Source organism: Bradyrhizobium canariense (assembly GCF_019402665.1).
Classification (GTDB): domain Bacteria; phylum Pseudomonadota; class Alphaproteobacteria; order Rhizobiales; family Xanthobacteraceae; genus Bradyrhizobium; species Bradyrhizobium canariense.
This window is the reverse complement of the sequence record NZ_VSST01000009.1, coordinates 114,521-131,396: the sequence shown is the minus strand read 5'-3', so window position 1 is coordinate 131,396 and position 16,876 is coordinate 114,521. Positions and strand designations below refer to the sequence as shown.

Sequence of the window (16,876 nt, the reverse complement as noted above, 5' to 3'; positions counted from 1 at the left end):
TCAGGCCACCGCCGCCACCGGCAAGGCATGGTTTGGGCCGAACAGCTTTCGCACTTCGCTGGCCGGCTTCGGTCTGCTGAAGAGATAGCCCTGCATCTCCGTGCAGCCGAGCGCACGCAGCATCTCGCGCTGCGCCTCGGTCTCGACGCCCTCCGCGACCGTGGTCATGTTGCTGGCGGCGGCGATGTTCACCACCGCCTGCACGATCACGGGCGCGCCGCTCGTCTCGGCGATATCAGCGACGAAGCAGCGGTCGATCTTGATCTTGTCGAAAGGGAAGCGCTTGAGATAGCTGAGTGAGGAGTAGCCGGTGCCGAAATCGTCGAGCGCGATGCGCACGCCGATGGCGCGGAGCTGGTGCAGGATCGAGAGCGCCGCCTCGTCGTCGCGGATCAGCACGGCCTCGGTGATCTCTAGCTCGAGCCGGCACGGGGCAAGTCCGGAATCGGCGAGGGCGCCGGCGATCCGCAGTGCCAGCGTCTCGCATTTGAGCTGCACCGGCGAGACGTTGACCGCGACACGCACATGCGCCGGCCAGGTCGCGGCCTCGTTGCAGGCCATGCGCAGCACCCAGTCGCCGAGCTCGTTGATCAAGCCGGTGTCCTCGGCAATCGGGATGAACTCCGCCGGCGACACCATGCCGCGCTCGGGATGCCGCCAGCGCAGCAGCGCCTCGCATCCCGAGACTTCGTTGGTGCGCAGGTCGACCAGCGGCTGATAGTGAATCTCGAAGCCGCCGTTCACCAGGGCTTGGCGCAAATCCTGCTCCAGGCTCAGGCGCGCCTTGGCGCTCGCATCCATCTCCGGCTCGAAGAAACGGTGAGTGCGGCGTCCTTCGGCCTTGGCGCCGTACATCGCGAGATCGGCATTCTTGATGAGCTGGTCGAGATCGGTGCCGTCCTGCGGTGCCATGGCGATGCCGATGCTGGCGTCGGTGGAGAGCTGATGACCGAAGCAGTGATAGGGCCGGCGGATCGCCTCGAAGATCTGCGTCACGAATGACACCACGTCGGCGGATGATTTGATCCCGGTCTGGATCACCGCGAATTCGTCGCCGCCGAGCCGCGCGATCAGGTCGCCCGGTCCGAGGCAGCTGCGGATGCGGGCCGCGATTCCCTTCAACAGCTCGTCGCCGACGTGATGACCGAGCGAATCGTTGATGCCCTTGAACTCGTCGACGTCGATATAGAGCAGCGCAAACTGGCTGCCGCCGCCGACCTTCTCCAGTTCGCGCTCGATCTGCTCGCGGAACAGCGCCCGGTTGGGCAGGTCGGTCAGCGCATCGTAATGCGCCATATGCGCGATCTTCTCGTCGGCGCGCCGCCGTTCGGTGACATCTTCGACGACGTTGATGAGGTAACGCGGCTCGCCGGATTCGTCGCGGATTCCGATCCGGGTCGAGGTGATGTAGCGCATCCCCTTGGCCTGGCTCTGCCAGGCATGCTCGTCCTTGAACAATCTCTCGCCCGACTTCAGCGCCTTGCTGTCATCGTCGGTGACGACTCGGGCGGAGGCATCCGGGTATATGTCGAAGGGAGTCTTGCCAACGATGTTTTCACTCGATTGGCCGAATTGCTCTTCGGCGGTCCGGTTGACCAGCAGATATTGCCGCGTTTGAGCATCCTTCACGGTGATCTGCGACGGGATGTGGTCGATGATCTCGCGCAGGAACATGTAGTTGCGGTCGCGTTCCTGCTCCAGCTTGCGCCGCTCGGTGATGTCTTCGATCGTGGCCACCCATCCGCCCTGCGCGAGCGGAGTGTTGATGACCTGGAAAGCTCGGCCACTCGGCAAGTGATGGCTTCTCGTGGAGACCGTGCCCTCCGCGACGATCCTCATGACGTCGGCGCAAAATGCCTCGACATCGCCTTCGAACGCGCCGCGCTCCTTGCGATGATACATCGCCTCGCGGATGTGACAGCCGGGCTTGATGACATCGTGAGAGAGGCCGAACATATCGGCGTAGCGGCGGTTGCAGGTGACGATGTAGCCGGCGGCATCGTACAGGATCAACCCTTGCGACATGTTGTTCAAGGCGGTGTCGAGCCGCCCGCGCTCCGCTTCCAGCCGTTGCTGCGCCTCACGGTTCTGCCGGTTGATCTGGCGAACGATCAGGAACAGGATCAGCGCAATCACGGTGGCCGAAAGCGCGGCGGTGGTGACCATGAAACCGGTCTGCTGCCGCCAGTCGGCCAGCGCGGCTCTCGTGGTGTTGGTCGCGACGATGACCAGCGGGAAATGCGACAGCGAGGCCCCGGAGCCGAGGCGCTCGTCGCCGTCGATCGGGCCCCTGACGCGCAGGGTGTGCCGGCCACCTTCGGCCAGCATCTTGCGCATCAGCGGTGCGTCCTTGAAGTCCCTGCCGATCAGCTCTTCGACATGCGGGTAGCGCGACAGCATCTTGCCATTGCGGTCGAACAGCGAGATCGCCGTGCCCTCCGCAAGCGCAACGGACGCGAAATAGTTCTGGTAGCTGTCCGGATCGATCCGGCGGACCATCGTGCCGAGGAAGCTGCCGTCCGCGCCGCTCAGCCGACGCGCGACAATCGTGGTCCATTTTCCGATGATGAAGCTGCGGACCGACTCCAGCGCCACCGGTTCGGCCATCGGATTCGATTTGAAGGTCTGAAAATAGGCGCGTGAGGAGATGTTGATCTTGGGCAGCGGCTGGGGCCGCGACCAGTTGATCAGTTCGCCGTCGGCATCGTAGATCGCGATGTCGCCGAGGTAGGACACCGGGCCGATCTTGCTCCGCAGCATCTGGTTCGTCGCGGGTCCGGACATGCGCTCGCGGAACATCGCGGCCGAACTGATCTCCGGCAGGTTCATCTGCCCGATCACATCGGCGGCGACGATGTCGGAATCCTCGAATTGCTGATCGAAGTGCCGCGCGATCAGCTGCACCGTATTTTCCAGCTCGCGCTCGCGATTGGCCAGGGTGCGTTCGCGAAATTCGCCGACGGCCATGGCGGTCACCGCGAAGATCCCCGCGACCAGCAACACGCCGCACAAAGTGAGCCACAGCACCGGTCCGCGCCGAATGGCTGCCTCCCAGCCGTGCTTCGCGGCTAGGAACATTCCGGCTGCAATTCCTGCAAAGACCTGGCGCATTCCCCCTCCCTGGAGGGACAGGAATACAGCACACAAATGGCGTAAAGCTTAGGAAAGCCAGTTACCTGAGCGTTAATCTCGTTGCGTGATCGCAGTCGTGTCCAGCGAGCCGCCGCGCTGCATCATGAATCGCGCGTTAATGCGAGCTGCCCGCGCTCTTGTCGCTGCCGAGATTACGCAGCCGCCCGACCACGCCCGTCGGGAAGAAGTAGACGCTGGCGATGAACAGCAGCCCGAGCCACAGCAGCCAGCGGTCGGGATGCAACAGCCCCGGCAGCAGCGGCAGGCCGGCTTCCGACGCCGCCTTGGAGGCGACGCCCATCAGCGACTGCAGATAGTTCTGGGCGAGGATGAAGATGGTGGCGCCGATGATCGCGCCGTAGATCGTGCCCATGCCGCCGATCACGACCATCAGCAGGATGTCCAGCATGATCGAGAAGCTGAGCGAGGTATCGGGGCCGGCATAGCGCAGCCACAGTGCATTGAGAATGCCGGCGCCGGCGGCGACCAGTGCGGCGATGCAGTTGGCGTAGCTCAGGTGGAAGACGGTGCGGAAGCCGAGCGCCTCGGCGCGGAAGCGGTTCTCGCGGATCGCCTGCAGCACGCGCCCGAACGGCGAGTTCACCACCCGCAGCAGAGCGAGGATCATCAGGGCCGAGACGGCGAACACCAGATAGTACGTCAGGATGCGGCCGTTGAACTCGAATCCGAGCACGTTCTTGGAGATCAGCACCGTGCCGGGCCTGAGCAGCTCGGGCAGCTGAAAGCTGCGTCCGTCCTCGCCGCCGGTCAGCCAGGACAGCTGCGAGGCCAGCACCTGGAAGGCGGATGCGACCGCGAGCGTGATCATGGCAAAGAAGATCGCAGCCACCCGCAGCGAGAACAGCCCGATCGCAAGCGCAAGCAGCGCGGCAAGCGGCAGGCCGACCACGATGCCGGTTGCAACCGCGCCCCAATGCGGACCCATCCCGTACAGCGCGATCGCGATCGCGTAGCTGCCGATCCCGTAGAACATGGTGTGGGCGAACGACACCGAGCCGGTATAGCCGAGCAGCAGATCGTAGGAGGCGACCAGCGCGGCGAAGACGCAGATCTTGGCCGCGACGTTCAGCGCCTTCGCCCCGGGGAACAGGAACGGCGTCGCCAGCAGCGCCAGGATGATGAGGACGAGAACGAGCGTGAGCATGCGGTTGCGCGGCGGGTCGCCTGACAGGATCATCATCGGCTGGTCACCGCATAGAGGCCGCGCGGCCGCCACATCAGAATGGCGACCATCAGCAGGATGTTGGAGACGAGGGCGAGCTTCGGCACCAGGAAGCCGCCGTAATTGGCAATCATCGCCACCAGGATCGCGCCGATGAAGCAGCCGCCGATCGAGCCGAGGCCGCCGATGATGACGACGATGAAGATCAAGACGGTGAGGTCGTCGCTCATGGAGGCGTGGACCTGCTCGCGATACAGTGCCCACATCACGCCGCCGAGGCCGGCCAGCGCTGATCCCGTCATGAACACGCCGAGGAACAGGCGGCGAATGCGATAGCCGAGCGCCTCGACCATCTCGCGGTTCTCGACGCCGGCGCGGATCAGAAGCCCGAGCTTGGTTCGGTTGAGCACGAGCTGAATCGCGATGAAGACGGCAAGGCCGATCAGCGTCGCCAGCACGCGGTATTTCGCGATCGCGACGTCGCCGAGGATGAAGGAGCCGCGCAGCGACGTCGGCAGCGGCGTCGGGATGATCTGCGGTCCCCACACCGCATAGAGCGTCTGCTCGGCGACGATCAGGCCGCCCGTCGTCATCAGGATCTGCTTCAGATGCTGGCCGTAGACGGGCAGGATCAGCACCCGCTCGACAATCAGGCCGAGCGCGCCGGAGACCGCCATCGACAGCAATGCCGCCGGCGCCAGCACTGCGAGGTTCATCCACAGCGAATCCACCTGGAGCGAGGTCGCGAACGGCGCCAGCACCAGGGTCGCGACATAGGCCCCGACCGCGATGAAGGCGCCATGGCCGAAATTGAGCACGTCCATCAGGCCGAACACGAGCGTGAGTCCGGAGGCCATGATGAAGATCATCATGCCCATCGCGAGGCTCGCGGCCGTCAGCGTCAGCCAGGTGCTGGGCGAGCCGATCAGCGGAATCATCACCAGGGCGACCGCGATCGGCAGCAGGATCGGCGCGATGTCGCGCTTGGGCTTCGGCAGCGGATCGGTTGCGGCGAGCTCGGTCATTGATGCGTCTCCAGGCTCAGGCCGAGCAGTCGCTCCTGCAGCGGCACGTCGGCCGCCAAGGCCGCCATCTCGCCGCGATGGACGATGGTGCCGTTGTCCATCACCAGCACGTCGTCGCCGAGCTCGCGGGCCGCAAAGAAATTCTGCTCGACCATCAGGATGGTAGCGCCCTTGCGCTTGATCTCCTTCAGACACTCGATCAGCGCCATCACGATCGCGGGCGCCAGCCCCTTGGTCGGCTCGTCGATCAGCAGGAGCTTGCGCGGTTCGATGATGGCGCGGGCAATCGACAACATCTGCTTCTGTCCGCCCGAGAGACTTCCCGCGCGCGACAGCCAGAACCGGCGCAGCGCGGGGAAGAAGCCGAAGATCCAGTCGAGCTGGGTGTCGTCGAGCGGCCCGTCGCGCGCCGCCAGCACCAGATTTTCCTTCACCGTGAGATCCGAAAACACCGCCATGCTCTCCGGCACGTAGCCGACGCCGAGCCGCGCGATGTCGGGCGTCGCGCGGCTCTCGATGCGCTCGCCGGCGAGTCTGATCTCGCCGGAGGAGGCCTGCCAGAGGCCCATGATGGTGCGCAACGTCGTGGTCTTGCCGGCGCCGTTGCGGCCGAGCAGCATCGTTGTCTGCCCCTGCGCGACAGCGAGATCGATGCCCTGGAGGATGTGATAGCGGCCGATATGAGTGTGCACACCGGAGAGCTTCAACAGATCGGTCATGCTGCGCTCCCTCCAACTTTATTGGGCGCGACGCCGAGATAGGCTTCCTGCACGATCGGTGATGCGATCACCTCGGCCGGAGGGCCGTCCGCAACAAGCTGCCCGTTATGCAGCACGATGATGCGGTCGGCGAGCGATCGCACCACGTCCATCTTGTGCTCGACGAGGAGGATGATCCTGCTCTTGTCCTGCTTGAGCTGCGCGATTAGGTTCAGCACGACCGGCACCTCGTCGATGCTCATGCCTGCGGTCGGCTCGTCGAACATGAACACCTTTGGTTCGAGCGCCATCATCAGCGCGACCTCGAGCTTGCGTTGGTCGCCATGCGACAGTGCGGTGGCGGCGACGCCGCGGCGGCCGCCGAGCGCGACCTGATCCAGGATCGTATCGGCGCGCGCAATCAGATCACGGCGGACCATCCAGGGTCGCAGCATGTCGTAGTGAGTGCCGTCAGCGGCCTGCACGGCGAGGCGGACGTTTTCCTCCACCGATAGATTCGGAAAGAGGTTGGTGAGCTGGAAGGCGCGCCCCAGGCCCGCGCGCGTCCGCATCGGCGCGGAATGCTGGGTGATGTCGGTGCCGTCGAACAGAATGCTGCCGCTCGATGCGCGGAGCTGGCCAGAGATCAGGTTGAAATAAGTGGTCTTGCCGGCGCCGTTCGGGCCGACGATGGCGGTGAGCTCGCCCGGCCGGAAGCTGCAGGTGACGTTGTTGACCGCGACATGGCCGCCGAAGCGGATGGTGAGGTCGCGGGTTTCGAGGGTGAGCGGCATCGAAACTTTCGATCGGATTTGGTTGGAAGTATATCCGCGACGACGGTGGCCCCCTCCCCCGCTTGCGGGGGAGGGCTGGGGAGAGGGTGCCTCCTCAGGCGAGAACCCCCAAGAGGACAGAGCCCTCTCCCGGCCTCTCCCGCAAGCGGGAGAGGTGAAGAAGCACCTACCGCTTATTCTTGATCGGAACGTCCATGTCCTCGATCTTCAGCTCGCGCACCGGCTCGAGCACGGCCCAGGCGACATTCGGATCGACCCTGACCTTGAAGTGATACATGCTCTGGAGCGCCTGATGGTCTTCCTTGCGGAACATCATCTTGCCCTTCGGCGTGTCGAACTCCAGGCCTTCCATGGCCGTGATCAGCTTCTCGGTGTCGGTCGACTTCGCCTTGGTGACGGCGGCGACGACGGACATCGCGGCGGCGAAACCGCCCGCGGTGAAGAAGTCCGGCGGCGCGTTGAAGCGCTTCTGGTGTTCGGCGACCAGCCAGTCGTTCACCGGGTTCTTCGGGATCGAATAGAAGTAATAGGTGGCACCTTCCATGCCGGGCAGACCCTTATAGGCGGCGAGCGCCGGCAGGATGTTGCCGCCGGTGGACAGCTCGATGCCGTAGCGCTTCGGATCCATGTCCTGGAGTTTCGCCAGCGGATTGCCGGCGCCGGCCCAGATCACCCAGATCACCTTGCGGCCCGGCTTGTCCTTTAGCGCGTCGAACAGGCGCTGGCCGACCGCGGTGAAGTCGGTGGTCGAGGTCGGGGCATATTCTTCGGCGGCGAGCGTCGCGCCGGTCTTGCCGAGCGCCTCCTTGAAGGCGGCGACGCCGTCGCGGCCGAAGGCGTAGTCCTGCGCCAGCGTTGCGACGGTGACGCCCTGCTTGCCGATCGCGACCGCGTTCGAGATCGCGTCTTGCGACGAGTTGCGCGCCGTGCGGAAGATGTAGCGATTCCACTTCTCGCCGGTAATCTGATCCGCGACCGCGGGCTCCACGATCAGGATCTTCTTGTTCTCCTCGGCGACCGGCAGGATCGCGAGTGCCGCGGCCGACGAGGTCGTGCCGATCGCGATGTCGGCCTTGTCGTCCTGATAGGCTTCCGCAAGCGCGGCCTTGGAGAGATCGGGCTTGCCCTGGTCGTCCTTGGTGATGATGACGATCTTGCGCCCGTCGAGCGTCATGGTGCCCTTGGTGGCGTATTCAAAACCCATCTGCAGGCCGGTCTCGGTCTGCTTGGCATAGGCTTCGAGCGGGCCGGTCTTGCCATAGATCAGCGCGACCTTGAGATCGTCGGCCTGTGCGGAGGTGCCCGCGGCGAGGGCGAGGATGGTGGTTGCCATGACGAGTGATCGACGCACGGTGGTCCCTCCTGATGAAATGCTTTGGTCATAGCGATTTGCACAACCGTGCGGACATTGCAATTCCACCTTCCGGCGGACCACGCGACGGGCATGTGTGACATTGTCCCGGCCCGGCCGCGCCGGATCGCTTCCGCCGAGGAAATCGGCAGATGCAATTGTTGACCTCACCCCCGGAACGGGCTGCTCAGGCTTTGCAAAGTAACCAAAGGCGCGGGGTTACGGCCGGTATCCGTTCGCCCGGGAATAGCCCTGCCGGTTCTGTTGCGTCGAGCGGTTTGTGACACTGGCGCGTGCTTCGCTGGAGATCGGCGTTGCGAGCTTCAGCTCCTCCAGGAAGATCGGCCGGGAGAAATAATAGCCCTGCGCGTAGCGGATCTTGGTCGCAGCCTGCAGGTAGGCGAGCTCCTCGTAGGATTCGATGCCTTCGGCGATCACGGTCATGCCGAGCGCTTCGCTCAGGGATTCGATCGCGCGCAGGATTCCCTGGTTGCGTGGGCGCTTATGGATATCGGTAATGAAGGAGCGGTCGATCTTGATCTCGTCCGCGGTGATGTCGGCCAGCGCCGACAGTGAGGAATAGCCGGTGCCGAAATCGTCGATCGAGATGGCGACGCCGAGCTTGCGGAACATCGGCAGGATCTCGGCCTGGAAGTGATTCTTGGCGACGAAGGCGTCTTCCGTAACCTCGATCATGAAGCGCTGCGGAAAGCTGGTGTCGTCGAGCGCCTGGGCAAAGCTGCGCATGAATTCGGGGTTGCCGGCCTGCTTGGCCGCGACGTTGATGCTGATGGTCGCTTCCGCACCGAACGTCTCGTTGATCAGGTCGATTGACTTGACGATCTCGGCGAGCACGAGATGGGTCAGCTCGTCGATCAGCCCGAGTTCGGTGGCAAGATTGATGAACGAGCCCGGCGCCTGGATCACGCCCTCGTCGTCGCGCAGCCGAACCAGGGCCTCGATGCCCTTCACCTCCTGCGTGCGGATGTCGACCTTGGACTGGAAGGCGCAGCAGAAGCGCTTCTCCAGGATGGCCTGCCGCAGCGACTGCTCGATTTTCATCCGCGCCAGCGCCTCGCGCTCCATGCTGGAGTCGAAGAAGGCCGCCGATCCCTTGCCGTCGTTCTTGATGCGGTACATCGCGATGTCGGCGTTCTGGCGCAGTGTCTCGAAGCTGCTTCCGTGATCGGGGTACAGGCTGATGCCGACGGAGGTTGAGGCGAACACTTCCGAATTGTCGATGAAGAACGGCGCCGTCAGCCGCTCCAGCGTCGATTGCATGAATTCGGCGACTTCCTCCTGATTCTTGATCGGCGACAGCAGCAGCAGAAATTCGTCGCCGGAGATGCGCGACAGCATGTCCGAATCGCGCAGGCCGCGTCCAAGCCGCTTCGACAGTTCGACCAGCAGGGCATCGCCCACGGTGTGACCGTAATAGTCGTTGATGTGCTTGAAATTGTCGACGTCGAGAAAGGCGAGCGCAAAGCGCTCGCCGGCGCGACCCTGCGCGAGCAGGCTGGTGGCGCGATGTTCGATCACCCGCCGCGAGGGCAGGCCGGTCAGCTCGTCGAAATAGGCCGAGCGGAACAGCTGGTCCTCGAAATTCTTCTGCTCGGTGATGTCGGAGGAGGCCGAGATCAGCAGCTCACGTCCGTCAAGGCGGATCGGACGATGGGTGGTCAGCAGCACCTGGCGTGCGGCTCCGTCGTGGAGCGCTTCCTCGGCGACCACCGCCTGACCGGAGCTCAGGGCCTGCCGGCAGGCTTTCTGGCGCGGCGCGAGATCGCGCGAGGGGCGGCTGCCGTCCATGCCGAGCTGGGCGGCCGCGACATCGTTGACCAGGAGAAGTTCGCCTTGCGCGTCCTGCACGGTCAGGCCGGCAGGCAGCATTCTAACGATTTCCTTGAGGAATCCGAGTTCGGCTTCGCTCGCGCCGGAATATTTGTTGTCGTTCATAGAAGTCATGAATCTTGTTGTTTCAGCGCGCCTTTGCAATGGGCGCGATCTTGCGCGGTTCCCTCTTAAGTTTGGTTAAGGGGCCCGGAGAATTACGGTGGTGTTTTGCGTCGATGCGACGCGCGCAGCCCATCGTCATTAACGGGGCGTCAACGCGTCCGGCGAAACCGCGAACGACGCACGCGAACGGATTTCGTTTGCGCCGTGTCTAACCGTCTTTGGGGATACGGCATTGCATGGTGCAATGAAGTCCGGTCCTGAGATAGGAGACCTCCGTCTTGCCGTCGAAGGCCGACAGCGCCGACTTCAACAGCTTGGTGCCGAAACCCGGCTCGGAGATCTTGTCGACACTCGGGCCCTCGGTTTCATCCCAGGTCACGGTCAGACGGTCGTCGCTGACGGTCCATGACACCTGCAACAACCCGCGCGGCGCGGAGAACGCGCCATATTTCCCCGCGTTGGTGGCGAGCTCGTGAAACATCAGGGACAGCGTGACCGCAAGCTTCGGCGGCAGGAACAGCCGGTCGCCGTTGAGCGTGAAGCGGACATGGCCGTAAGGGCCGAGCTCGGAGATCAGCAGGTCGCGGATGTCGCAGCCGGCCTTGTCGATCCGCGAAATCAAATCGTCGGTCGCTGCAAGCGACCGCAGCCGCGGATCGATCCGGGCCCAGATTTGCGGCTGATCGTGCAGCACCTGATGCAGCACGGCATGCACTGTCGACAGCTTGTTCTTCAGCCGGTGCTGGAGTTCGTCGACCAGCAGCTTGCGGTAGTCTTCTTCCTCGATCAGGCGCCTGGAAATCCGGCGCTGCTCGACGAGTAGCGAGCGATAGTGCTCGACGCCCCAGATGGTGAGCGCGCAGACCGCCCAATAGAGTGCCAGCAGGGCGAATCGCGCGTTATCGGCAAGCGCATCGCCAAAGTTCACGACGACGCCGAGCACACCGCCGACCAGCGCCGTGATGATGCCGATGCGGAAGCCGCCGAACGCGGCCGCAAAGAACACGGCCGGGAAATACGGCGTGAAATAGACGTCGGGCCGCACATGGGCGAGAGCCCAGCGCGCCAGCGTCGCAACCAGCAGGCAGGCGACCGCAAACGCAAGGCTGAGGCCGAGCGATGGCGGTGCCACGCCCTGCCAGCCCTTGCGGAATTCGTCGATCAGCTTCGCCATGCGCAGTCCGGTCGCGATATGCGTTCGACAATCGAGCGGTCGCCAGGAATGTTACGCATGTCGCCGGCCCCAAGCAAAGCTTGCCTTGTCGGAAGCCGGCAGGAATAGTGCCTGCTGCGGCGCCGACCGTCGCGGCGCCGTCGTCGATCGGTGTCCGCCATTTGGCGTCAAGGGGTTCGAAAACAGGGACATTCCATGGGCAGGCTGGATGGCAAGGTCGCGGTGATCACGGGCGCGACGAGCGGGATCGGGTTGCGGACTGCAGAAGTCTTCGTTGCCGAAGGTGCCAAAATTGTGATCGCGGGGCGGCGTGTACCGGAAGGCGAGGCGCTGGCGAAGCAGCTCGGGTCGAATTGCGTCTTCCGCCAGACGGATGTGACGGCGGAAGCGCAGATGCAGGCGCTGATCGCGCTCGCGATCGAAAAATTCGGCCGCATCGACTGCCTGTTCAACAATGCCGGCGGCCCGGCGCAGACCGGCGGCATCGAAGGCCTCGAGGTCGAGCGCTTCGATGCGGCGATGGCGACCCTGCTGCGCAGCGTCATGCTCGGCATGAAACACGCCGCACCCCACATGAAGAAGCAGGGATTTGGCAGCATCATCAACAATGGCAGCATCGCCGGCCGTCTCGCCGGCTTCTCGTCCTCGATGGTCTATGGTGCGGCCAAGGCGGCGGTGATCCATCTCACCAAATGCGTGGCGATGGAGCTCGGCGAATCCAATGTCCGCGTCAACTCGATCTCGCCCGGCGCCATCGCGACCGGCATTTTCGGCAAGGCGCTCGGGCTTTCGACCGAGGCGGCGGAGAAGACGCAGGCGGTGATGCGCGAGATCTACAAGACCGCGCAGCCAATCCCGCGCGCCGGGCTTCCCGATGACATCGCCCATGCAGCGGTGTTCCTGGCCAGCGACGAATCCAGCTTCATCAACGGCCATGACCTCGTCATCGACGGCGCGATGACCGGCGGCCGCAACTGGAGCCAGCAGCAGCAGGGCTACGTGGCCCTGCGCAAGGCGTTCGATCAGGGGGCCGGATAGTTTCGTCATTGCGAGGAGCGAAGCGACGAAGCAATCCAGGCTGCTTCCGCGGACGCAGTCTGGATTGCTTCGCTTCGCTCGCAATGACGGCTGCAATGCTCACACCGCCTTCACCCGCACCCGCAATCCGTCGCGCGGCTTCGGGATCGGCCACATCTGCCAGTCCGGCTTGTAGCCGGGCTCCAGCGATACCTCGATGTTCTGCAAGAAGTGCCGCGCGAAGCATTTGGCCTGCATGTAGGCGAAGTGCAGGCCGAGGCACATATGCGCGCCGCCGCCGAACGGCACCCAGGCGAAGCGGTGGCGGTTGCGCTGGGCCTCCTCGGTGAAACGCAGCGGATCGAAGCGGTCCGGCTCCGGCCAGATGTCCTTCATGTGGTGCGTGTAGAGCGGATTGACGCCGATCGCGGTGCCGGCGGGAATCGAAAAACCCTTGAAGGTGAAATCGCGCATGGCGCGGCGCGGCATCGAGGGCACCGGCGGCTTGATCCGCAGCGCTTCCTTGAACGCCATCTCTGACAGCGGCATCTTTTCGAGATCGTCGAAACTGCTCGGCGCGTCAGGGGCGAGCCCCAGTGCCATGACTTCCGCGCGAAGCTTGTCCTGCCAGCCGGGATTTGCCGCGAGCTCGCCGATGAACGACGTCAGCGACGAGGTCAGCGTGTCGTGCGCCGCCATCATCAGAAAGCTCATGTGGTCGATGATGTCCTGTTCCGAGAGCAGGGCGCCGTCCTCGTGGGTTGCGCGGCAGAGCTGCGAGAACAGGTCATCGCCGCCGTGATTGCCGCGTCGCAGCGGAATCTGCTCGCGGAAATAAGCGACGATGCGCTTGCGCCCCCTGACGCCGGCCGCCATCTGCGTGCCGGGCAGCGGTCGGCGGATCGGGGCGACGGCCGCGGCGACCATATCGACGAAGGCGCGGTTGATCTCGTCGACCTCCGGCCCGATATCGGCGCCGAGAAAGGATGCGGCGGCGAGATCGAGCGTGAGCTGCTTCATCGCCGGATAAAGCTGCATCTCGCCGGGTTTCGCCTTCCACTGCGTGACGCGGGCGGCGATGCCGCGGTCGAGATCGCTCAGATACGACTTCATCGGGCCGGACTTGAACGCGACCGACAGCGCCTTGCGATGCAGCCGGTGCTCCTCGAAATCCAGCAGCATCAATCCGCGCGGGAACAACAGGCCGAGCACCTTGTTCCAGCCATGGGTCGAGGAGAACAGCTTTTGCTGGTCGAACAGCACGAGCTCGTTGGCCTCGGGGCCGAGCAGCACGACATTGGTCTCGCCGAAGAAATGCGTGCGATAGATCAGGCCGTATTTGGCGCCGTTCGCCTCGATGTGCCCCTTGGGGTCGGCGAGGACCTGAAAGGTCTTGCCGATGATCGGCCAGCCTTCGTCGCCGGGGATATGTGTCAGCTCGTTGCGCCTGGGCGGAGTGAAGCCGAGCGCAGGGGCGGCCACATTCTGCATCGACATGACGATTGCTCCGGTTGGCTGGACCCGGCCAACATAGCACAATTCGGTGACGATGATTCCGCGCTTACCGCTTCGCCGCTTCCTTCTGCAAATCCGGGGCATTGACGGCCGGAATCGCAACGCGGCCCGCGCCGGTCACCTTCAAAGCCTCGGCGGCCTTCTCGTTTTCCATGATCTTGGCCATCACGGCCTGTCCCGCACGCTCGAAGATCGCGCGGTTCTCGATCACGAATTTTTGCGACTTGCGCAAGCCGTCGATGTAGCCGTTGATCTCGGGCACGACATAGCGCGCGACAAGGTCCCAGCTCCGGCGCGTGTTCTCCGGATTGGCCCAGTCGTGCACGAAGCCGATGACGGCGCCGACGCCGCCGGAGACCTGCATCACGTTCTTGATCATCTTGACGAGGTCGTCGGGCGTGCCGATGACGGAGGCCGCGCCATCGACGAACGCGGTCTTGTCCACGGCCTCGTCGGGTGAGGCGAACGCCGTCAGACCCGGCCGCTGCAGCGTGCCGACATTATATTCGTTGTGCCAGCGCATCAGCCCGGCGCCGGCCTCGCGACGCGCCTGCTCGCGGGTCTCGGCGATGTGCCAGGTCAGCAGCACGCGCCAGTTCGCACGATCGACTTTGGTGCCGTGCTTTTTCGCCGCGTCCTCGGCGAACTGCCATTGCTGCTGCAGCGACATCAGCCCCTGCGTCGTCATCGAACCAAGCGAGATGATGCCGATGCCATATTTGCCGGCGAGCGTCATGCCAGAGGGCGAGATCTGCGAGGCCACCACAAACGGCATCTCTTCCTGCAGCGGCAGGAGCTGCAGCGCGGCGTCGTTCATGGTGAACCAGTCGCTCTTCGCCGTGACGCGCTCGCCATTGAAGAGGCGGCGGATCACGCCGATCGCCTCGTCCTGGCGGTCGCGCTGCGTCATCGGATCGATGCCGAGCGTATGCGCGTCGGAGGCGAGCGCGCCGGGGCCGGAGCCGAAGATGGCGCGGCCGCCGGTCATGTGGTCGAGCTGCACCATGCGCTGCGCGACGTTGTAGGGATGGTGATAGGGCAGCGACACCACGCCGGTGCCGAGTTTGATCCGCTTGGTGCGCTCGCCGGCCGCAGCCAGGAACATCTCCGGCGAGGCGATCATTTCCCAGCCGGAGGAATGATGCTCGCCGCACCAGAACTCGTCATAGCCGAGTGCATCGAGCTGCTCGACCAGATCGAGATCGCGCCGGAACTGGAGCATCGGATGCTCCCCGATCGGATGATGCGGGGCAAGGAAGGCTCCGAACTTCAGGCGCGCCATGGCGTTCTCTCCAGCTTACATTTTTTGTTTGTTTGTGGCGCGAAGCTACGTGCTGGAGGCAGCGAACGCAATCGCGCGATGTCCCGCACGGCGGAATGCAGCCATGCATGTGTCGTCTCCCTCTCGCGGGCACGCGGAGAGAGGCGGAGCGCGCGAGGATCCTACCTTCGAGGTAATCGCGGCGCCGCATTGGGCCTGCGATGATCGGCAAGGACATCCGAAGGGTCGCGCGCCGATGCACCAAACCGTCACAAAGCAGGTCGATACGTCCCGTCGCTGGTGGGTGCTGGCGATCGTCGTGGCCGCCCAGTTCATGTTCGGCGTCGATGCCTTCGTGGTCAACGTCGCCATTCCGACCATCGCGGTCGAGTTGAAGGCGTCGCCGGCGCAGATCGAATCCGTCATCGCGATCTACCTGATCGCCTATGCCACGCTGGTCGTCACCGGCGGCCGGCTTGGCGACATTCACGGCACCAGGAACGTGTTCCTGGCTGGCCTGCTCGGCTTCACCCTGACGTCGCTGTGGTGCGGACTGGCGCGATCCGGTGCGGAGTTGATCGTGGCGCGGTTGACGCAGGGTGCCTCCGCCGCGCTGATGGTGCCGCAGGTACTGGCAACGCTGCATCTCCTGTTCACCGATGAACAGCGCAGCCGCGCCTTCGCCATCTACGGCATCGTGCTGGGGCTCGCGGGTGCCGCGGGCTTTCTGCTCGGCGGTCTCCTGGTCACGATTGATCTCGCCGGCACCGGCTGGCGCTCGGTGTTCTTCGTCAATGTGCCGTGCGGTCTCGTCATCGCGGTGGCGGCTTGGCGCATCATGCCCTCAGTGCCGCACCGCGCCGGCACGCGGCTGGATATCACGGGCAGCATCGTCCTGTTTGCCGGATTGCTGTGCATGATCGGTCCGCTGCTGCTCGGTCACGATGTCGGCTGGGCACCGTGGTTGTGGCTGGTGATGGCGATCGGCGCCGTGATCCTCCTGGCGTTCCCGAAACTGGAGCATGCGGTGGCACGCGCCGGCGGCATGCCGCTGATTGATCTCTCCCTGCTGGCGGACGCCGCTTTCCTGCGCGGTCTCGGCGCCGCGTTCTTTTTCTTCTTCGCCAATCTCTCGTTCTATCTGGTCATGACGCTGTTCATGCAGCGAGGGCTGAAAATCCCGCCGCTCGCGGCCGGCATAGCCTTCATTCCGCTCGCGCTCGCTTTCGTCGTGGCCTCGCGCCATAGCGGCCCACGGGCGCGCCATCGCGGCACCAGGGTCTTGATCGAAGGTTGCGCGCTTCAGATCGCGGGCCTCGCGGCGCTTGCGCTTGTCGCGTTCTCTGTCGATGCGCCGTCCGCGCTCCTGCTCGCGCTCACCATGATCGTGTTCGGCTACGGTCAGGGGCTGGTGATGGCGCCGCTCTCCGGCGCGGTGCTCTCGACGGTGAAGCCCGTGGCCGCAGGTTCTGCCTCCGGCATTTACGGCACCACGGCGCAGATTGGAAATGCGGCCGGAGTGGCCGCAATCGGCGCGGTGTTCTTCGCCGTCGAAGCCGTGCAATCAGCGCGCGCAGGATTTCTCGTCTCGCTCGCGCTGTTTGTGACGTTAATCATGATCTGCGCCGCATTCCTGGCGTGGATGCGCCGTGGATCTGCACGAAGTTGAGGCATTGCGGTTAATACGTGCGGATTTCTGCAGGTTTTCCCGCGATTTACTCGTCATTGACAGCACACGGTCTTTTTATTTTGCGCTGCAGCAACTATTTG

Annotated in this window: 12 protein-coding genes; 2 read left to right on the top strand and 10 right to left on the bottom strand. The window is 64.3% G+C overall.

Features of this window, described 5'->3' with window-relative positions; genetic code table 11:
• From FXB41_RS04010 to FXB41_RS03975, 8 genes are all read right to left on the bottom strand, one after another.
• On the bottom strand, nucleotides 1–3,111 hold the full coding sequence (locus FXB41_RS04010; RefSeq protein ID WP_219679848.1) for a bifunctional diguanylate cyclase/phosphodiesterase: 3,111 nt from the start codon (nucleotides 3,109–3,111) through the stop codon (nucleotides 1–3).
• Between the two features lie 136 nt (nucleotides 3,112–3,247).
• Nucleotides 3,248–4,333 (bottom strand): branched-chain amino acid ABC transporter permease, encoded by a 1,086-nt coding sequence (locus tag FXB41_RS04005; RefSeq protein ID WP_219679843.1) that lies wholly within the window; start codon nucleotides 4,331–4,333, stop codon nucleotides 3,248–3,250.
• Entirely contained in the window at nucleotides 4,330–5,340 is a 1,011-nt protein-coding gene (locus FXB41_RS04000; RefSeq protein WP_219679842.1) for a branched-chain amino acid ABC transporter permease, read from the bottom strand. The genes FXB41_RS04005 and FXB41_RS04000 overlap by 4 nt, the downstream gene beginning before the upstream one ends.
• Nucleotides 5,337–6,059, bottom strand: a complete 723-nt coding sequence (locus FXB41_RS03995) for an ABC transporter ATP-binding protein (RefSeq protein ID WP_219679838.1) — start codon at nucleotides 6,057–6,059, stop codon at nucleotides 5,337–5,339. Before FXB41_RS03995 ends, FXB41_RS04000 begins: the two co-directional genes overlap by 4 nt.
• The gene (locus tag FXB41_RS03990; protein ID WP_219679835.1) at nucleotides 6,056–6,832 is read right to left on the bottom strand and encodes an ABC transporter ATP-binding protein; all 777 of its coding nucleotides are present in this window, start codon (nucleotides 6,830–6,832) and stop codon (nucleotides 6,056–6,058) included. The genes FXB41_RS03995 and FXB41_RS03990 overlap by 4 nt, the downstream gene beginning before the upstream one ends.
• 166 nt (nucleotides 6,833–6,998) lie before the next feature.
• Nucleotides 6,999–8,165 carry a substrate-binding domain-containing protein gene (locus FXB41_RS03985; protein ID WP_246648586.1) on the bottom strand — a complete coding sequence of 389 codons (1,167 nt, stop codon included), beginning with the start codon at nucleotides 8,163–8,165 and terminating at the stop codon, nucleotides 6,999–7,001.
• A gap of 237 nt (nucleotides 8,166–8,402) precedes the next feature.
• On the bottom strand, nucleotides 8,403–10,139 hold the full coding sequence (locus FXB41_RS03980) for a putative bifunctional diguanylate cyclase/phosphodiesterase (RefSeq protein ID WP_219679912.1): 1,737 nt from the start codon (nucleotides 10,137–10,139) through the stop codon (nucleotides 8,403–8,405).
• A gap of 208 nt (nucleotides 10,140–10,347) precedes the next feature.
• Complete coding sequence (locus tag FXB41_RS03975) at nucleotides 10,348–11,313, bottom strand: sensor histidine kinase (RefSeq protein WP_007598200.1); 966 nt, start codon at nucleotides 11,311–11,313, stop codon at nucleotides 10,348–10,350.
• A 195-nt stretch (nucleotides 11,314–11,508) separates the two neighbouring features.
• Here FXB41_RS03975 and FXB41_RS03970 point away from each other — a divergent pair, with 195 nt between their 5' ends.
• Nucleotides 11,509–12,351, top strand: a complete 843-nt coding sequence (locus FXB41_RS03970) for an SDR family NAD(P)-dependent oxidoreductase (protein WP_219679832.1) — start codon at nucleotides 11,509–11,511, stop codon at nucleotides 12,349–12,351.
• Between the two features lie 99 nt (nucleotides 12,352–12,450).
• Here FXB41_RS03970 and FXB41_RS03965 read toward each other — a convergent pair whose 3' ends face one another.
• Nucleotides 12,451–13,827, bottom strand: coding sequence for a cytochrome P450 (locus tag FXB41_RS03965; protein ID WP_219679830.1), 1,377 nt, complete (start codon nucleotides 13,825–13,827; stop codon nucleotides 12,451–12,453).
• Between the two features lie 64 nt (nucleotides 13,828–13,891).
• The gene (locus FXB41_RS03960) at nucleotides 13,892–15,127 is read right to left on the bottom strand and encodes an LLM class flavin-dependent oxidoreductase (protein ID WP_007598192.1); all 1,236 of its coding nucleotides are present in this window, start codon (nucleotides 15,125–15,127) and stop codon (nucleotides 13,892–13,894) included.
• Between the two features lie 235 nt (nucleotides 15,128–15,362).
• Here FXB41_RS03960 and FXB41_RS03955 point away from each other — a divergent pair, with 235 nt between their 5' ends.
• A complete protein-coding gene (locus FXB41_RS03955) occupies nucleotides 15,363–16,775 on the top strand; it encodes an MFS transporter (protein WP_219679828.1) in 1,413 nt (470 codons plus the stop codon).
• Nucleotides 16,776–16,876: the final 101 nt, after the last annotated feature.